The sequence below is a fragment of the Lapillicoccus sp. genome (genome assembly GCF_046595215.1).
Taxonomy (GTDB): Bacteria; Actinomycetota; Actinomycetes; order Actinomycetales; family Dermatophilaceae; genus Lapillicoccus.
In genome coordinates this window covers 1-4,522 of the sequence record NZ_JBKJPP010000011.1, presented here as the reverse complement: position 1 = coordinate 4,522, position 4,522 = coordinate 1, and the positions used below count along the sequence as shown (strand labels likewise).

The 4,522-nt window shown below is 66.4% G+C and carries 5 protein-coding genes; 4 read left to right on the top strand and 1 reads right to left on the bottom strand.

Annotation, left to right across the window (positions count from 1 at the left end):
- Nucleotides 1–444 precede the first annotated feature (444 nt).
- From ACLL9L_RS00940 to ACLL9L_RS00925, 4 genes are all read left to right on the top strand, one after another.
- A complete protein-coding gene (locus tag ACLL9L_RS00940; protein ID WP_411282763.1) occupies nt 445–1,092 on the top strand; it encodes an AmiS/UreI family transporter in 648 nt (215 codons plus the stop codon).
- A gap of 28 nt (nt 1,093–1,120) precedes the next feature.
- Nucleotides 1,121–2,407, top strand: coding sequence for a formamidase (gene fmdA / locus ACLL9L_RS00935; protein WP_411282762.1), 1,287 nt, complete (start codon nt 1,121–1,123; stop codon nt 2,405–2,407).
- 459 nt (nt 2,408–2,866) lie between these two features.
- Complete coding sequence (locus tag ACLL9L_RS00930) at nt 2,867–3,457, top strand: RNA polymerase sigma factor (RefSeq protein WP_411282761.1); 591 nt, start codon at nt 2,867–2,869, stop codon at nt 3,455–3,457.
- Nucleotides 3,457–3,930: a carboxypeptidase regulatory-like domain-containing protein gene (locus tag ACLL9L_RS00925; RefSeq protein WP_411282760.1), complete on the top strand. Its 474-nt coding sequence runs from the start codon at nt 3,457–3,459 to the stop codon at nt 3,928–3,930. Before ACLL9L_RS00930 ends, ACLL9L_RS00925 begins: the two co-directional genes overlap by 1 nt.
- Nucleotides 3,931–4,053: 123 nt before the next feature.
- On the opposite strand, the gene ACLL9L_RS00920 is transcribed toward ACLL9L_RS00925, so the two are convergent.
- Nucleotides 4,054–4,509, bottom strand: coding sequence for a hypothetical protein (locus tag ACLL9L_RS00920; RefSeq protein ID WP_411282764.1), 456 nt, complete (start codon nt 4,507–4,509; stop codon nt 4,054–4,056).
- Between the last annotated feature and the right edge of the window lie 13 nt (nt 4,510–4,522).

Here is a 4,522-nt window from a genome sequence, read left to right as displayed (position 1 = left end):
GCTGGCGGTGTTCATCCGGTCCCGGGCTCGCAGGGTCAGCGGCTGCAGCCGTTTGGAGGCGACGTCGATCAGGTGGGTCGGCGGCGTCGCCACAGTGGCGACTGAATCGGCGAGTCAGGCTGGTTATCGACCGGGCCTACGGCTTCCACTCCCACCCCGCCCTCGCCCTGATCATGATCACCCGCGGACCCATCGAACACGTCCTCTCACACGAACGGACCCAGGCAACAGATCCCTCAATCGACTGACTGAGCGATGAGTCGAACTGTCGAGGCCCGGGCGTGCCACGTGAGTAGAAGGACGCGGGCGGAGTCCGGCGAATTTCTTGACAGCCGTAAGAGAGAGGAGGAGCCTTCCTTTTGAGCGCAGGGGATGATGGTTCGGATGAGTCGAGTCCGCGATGCTAGCCAGTCGGCCTCGGCGTGACCAGAAGGGCGGCGCCAGATGGGCGCAGTCGGGCTGTTGTACGTGGGGGCGATCCTGTTCCTGAACGGGGCAATGTTGCTCGGCTGGATCGACGGAAAGTCGGCGGCCCCTCTGAACGTGTTCGTCGGTTTTCTGCAGGTCGTGACCCCGACGTACCTCATCATCAACGCGGACGGCGACGCCACGAAGATCCTCGCTGCGTCCGGGCTGTATCTCTTCGGCTTCACGTATCTCTACGTGGGCTGGAACCTCCTGGCCGATCTGGACGGATCGGGGCTGGGCATGTTCTCGCTCTTCGTGGCGGTGGCGGCGGTGGTCTACTCCGTCATCAGCTTCCAGGCGGGGGATCCCGTCTTCGGCGTGATCTGGCTCTACTGGAGCTTCCTCTGGCTCCTGTTCTTCCTCCTCCTTGCTCGCCGACGTGACGGGCTGGGCAGGTACACGGGGGCCGTGGCAGCGATCGAGGGCTGGGTGACGGGAGCACTTCCGGCGTTCCTGCTGCTGACGGGGCACCTCACCTTCATCCCTGCGAACACGTTCGCGATCATCCTGGGAGTGTTCGCCATCGTGGTGTTCGGCGCGCTCTTCTTCGGGATGCACCGGCCAACGACGGTCTCCGCTGCGGGAACACCCGTCCGGCCGCCCACGGTTTCGACCCAGCACTGAGGATTCGACCCAGCATTGAGGATTGGACATGCCAAAGAATCTCTTCCCGCTCGACAACAAGAAGTCCTTCACGGATCAGCAGTACGTCGGACACAATCGGTGGCACCCCGATGTTCCCGCGAACGTGACGGTCAAGCCCGGTGACACGTTCCGCGCGGACTGCCGGGAGTGGTTCGACGGGGCGATCCGCAACAACGACTCGGCAGATGATGTGCGTGATGCGCCGCTGGCAGGCGTGCACGTCCTCAGTGGTCCCTTCCGCGTGGAGGGGGCCAAGCCCGGGGACCTGCTCGTCGTCGACATCCTCGACATCGGGCCGTGCGACGAAGAGGACCCGAACGGCATCTCGGGTCAGGGTTGGGGCTATACGGGGGTGTTCCCCAAGGAGAACGGTGGCGGGTTCCTCGTCGACCAGTTCCCTGACGCCTACAAGGTCATCTGGGACTTCCGGGGAGGAGTCGCGACCTCCCGCCACATCCCGGGCGTCTCCTACACCGGCATCGTCCACCCCGGCCTCATGGGCACGGCTCCGTCTGCGGAGCTCCTCGCGAAGTGGACCAAGCGAGAGACGGACCTCATCGCGACCGACCCGGGCCGCGTGCCGCCCCTGGCGCTTCCTCCGAACCCCGACAGTGCGATCCTCGGATCCCTGTCGGGTGAGGCCTTCGAGCGGGCCGCCGCCGAAGGCGCGCGCACGGCGCCACCCCGGGAGAACGGCGGCAACCAGGACATCAAAAACTTCACCAAGGGGACGCGGGTCTTCTACCCGGTGTTCGTGGACGGAGCGAACCTGTCCTTCGGCGACCTGCACTTCTCACAGGGTGACGGCGAGATCACCTTCTGTGGCGCCATCGAGATGGGCGGCTACATGGTGCTCGGCGTCGACCTCATCAAGGGTGGCATGGACACCTACGGCGTCACCGAGAACGCCATCTTCATGCCTGGTATCACCGATCCGCTCTACAGCGAATGGCTGGCGTTCTCCGGGACGTCGGTGACCCTGGACGGTGAGCAGCGCTACCTCGACCCGTTCCTGGCTTACCAGCGAGCCTGTCTCCACGCCATCGACTACCTCGTCAAGTTCGGCTACAGCGCAATCCAGGCATACATGATCCTCGGCTCTGCCCCCATCGAGGGACGACTGTCCGGTGTCGTCGACATCCCGAACGCGTGCTCGACGGTCTACCTGCCGCGCGCGATCTTCGACATCGACATCCGACCGTCGTCCGACGGGCCAACGCAGGTCACCGGCGGCATGGACGTACCGATGTCTCGCTGGGCCGAGCACACCCGGTGGGCGCCATACCCCTGGTAGCCCCGGGAGCGCCGGAGGGCCCGGTCGCCTGCCGTGAATCACGGTCGAGGCAGTTTCTGGAGTGCCGGATTCGAAGGCCCCGGCGGCCGTTTCCGTCGACCTCCCCCAGAGGGGATGGAGGTGACCACCTGGGGGCGATCGCTGGTGGCCTTCGTCGAGTCGATGAGGCGCATGGCTGGCTGGCTGACATGGGAGACCATCGGGCTGGAGAACACCCGCCGGGCGCCTTCCCCACACCTCGGGCAGGGAATCGAGTCAGGGGCAGTCCCCATGCGAAGGCTGACCTCGGTGGGACCGTCCTCGTCGCAGGTGAACTGGTAGGTCACCACGCGGGCTCCTCTCGGGATAAGGGTCTGGCGGAACAACGGTCTCACGAGTTGGCCCATCGTGTATCAGGCTCCAATCGACTGCGCTCTGCGCCATGTGAGTCATACACTGTGGGGGCGGAAGGGGCCAGACATGACCGACAGAGGCAGCCTCCCTGATCTGGTCGTAGCGGCGGCCGCCGGAGACCAAGAGGCGTGGAACGCCATCGTCGACCGGTTCACCAGCCTGCTCTGGTCGGTGGCCAGGGCGCACCGACTCTCTCAGGATGACGCAGCCGACGTCGTCCAGAACACGTGGCTGCGATTGCTGGACCATCTTGAGAGCATCCAGCAGCCGCTCGCACTCCCCGGCTGGCTCGCCACCACGGCGCGGCGCGAGGCCCTGGCGGTGTTGCGCCGCAGTGGCCGCGACGTCCTCGTCAGAGGTGATGACCTGGGAGTCGGCGTGGTCGACCCGCAGGCTGCCGCCCTCGACGCCGCCCTGCTCGAGAGCGAGCGGGACGCACACCTGTGGGCGTGTTTCGCCCAGCTCTCGGAGCGCTGCCAGCAACTGCTGAGGGTCCTGATGTCCCATGATCGGCCGGGATACCATGAGGTGGCGGCTGCCTTCGACATGCCAGTGGGCTCGATCGGCCCCACCCGGATGCGGTGCGTTCAGCGTCTTCGGGTCCTGGCCGGAGAGTCCGACTACGCCTTCGAGGCCAACAGAGGAGGGATGAGCTGATGGTTGAGCACAGCGACATCCATCCGTCCGACGTGGAGATGCTGGAACGGCTCGGCGCGATCGTCGACGTCATCGACCCGGTCCCCATGGACGTCATCCAGATGGGGTATGCCGCGTTCACCTTCCGTGACCCCTACGGGGAGCTCATGGACAAGGTGGTGCTCGACGAGCCCGAGTTCGCCGTCCGGGCGTCGGCACCGACCAGCCACTTGCACTTCTTCGAGTTCGGTGAGGTCGCGATCGACGTCGAGGTGACGTCCCGAGTTGCCTTCTGTGGGCTGCTCGGTGCAGTGCTCGATCCGGCCGGTCTGGCCGGGCTCAGGGTCACCCTGGAGACCGCCACCGCTTCCTTCACCACGGAGGCGGACGCGACGGGACGGTTCATGTTCGACCAGGTTCCCTGCGGCCTCGTCCGTCTCCACCTCGAACGGTCCGCTGCTCGACTGACCACACGGTGGTTCGAGGCGGGCTGACGCGTCAGGTCCGCGTCGGGAGTTCCGGTATGCCGTGATGCGCCGCTGCGGCACAGGGTCACCGCAGCGACGGCGCGCGCGACGCTCCTGTGCATCCAGTCCCGGTTTGCTGGCGCGCGGAACTCAGCCTCGGCCAGACCGGTCAGCGGTCGTAGGTGGTGCTGTCGACGCCGGACCTCTGCTTGCCTGCCGAGAGGACCAGTGCCGGGACGCGGGTCCCGGGACCCCAGGCGTCGGTCCTCGGCGGGGAGACGTGTGGACCCGAGGTGATGGGCCTGAGCAGGCGCACGAGGTGGTCGCTGCCGTGGGCCTCGCTCGCGTCGTCGGGGTGCTCGTTCTCGTCCCCGTAGGGTTTGACAAAGGGACCTGCGGCAGGGTGGCGTTCCTTGCTGCGGCGACGAACGCCGTCTCGTCCTTCAGGTGCGTCCTGCCGGGGGTGCCGGGGGCGTAGTTGGCGACGTCGTTGAACGGCTGGTGGTGGTACTGGACGTTGGCGCCCGGTGTCCCGGCCACGGCAGCGTCCCAGCCGCCCGAGTACCAGTTCCACGTTACGCCGACCGAGCTCATCCGGTCGCCGATGTTCGGGTCTGGG

Bases quoted from the DNA above. Each gene is read 5' to 3' on its own strand.
- ACLL9L_RS00925 (WP_411282760.1), top strand. From the start codon at position 3,457: ATGGTTGAGCACAGCGACATCCATCCGTCCGACGTGGAGATGCTGGAA.
- ACLL9L_RS00930 (WP_411282761.1), top strand. From the start codon at position 2,867: ATGACCGACAGAGGCAGCCTCCCTGATCTGGTCGTAGCGGCGGCCGCC.
- fmdA (WP_411282762.1), top strand. From the start codon at position 1,121: ATGCCAAAGAATCTCTTCCCGCTCGACAACAAGAAGTCCTTCACGGAT.
- ACLL9L_RS00940 (WP_411282763.1), top strand. From the start codon at position 445: ATGGGCGCAGTCGGGCTGTTGTACGTGGGGGCGATCCTGTTCCTGAAC.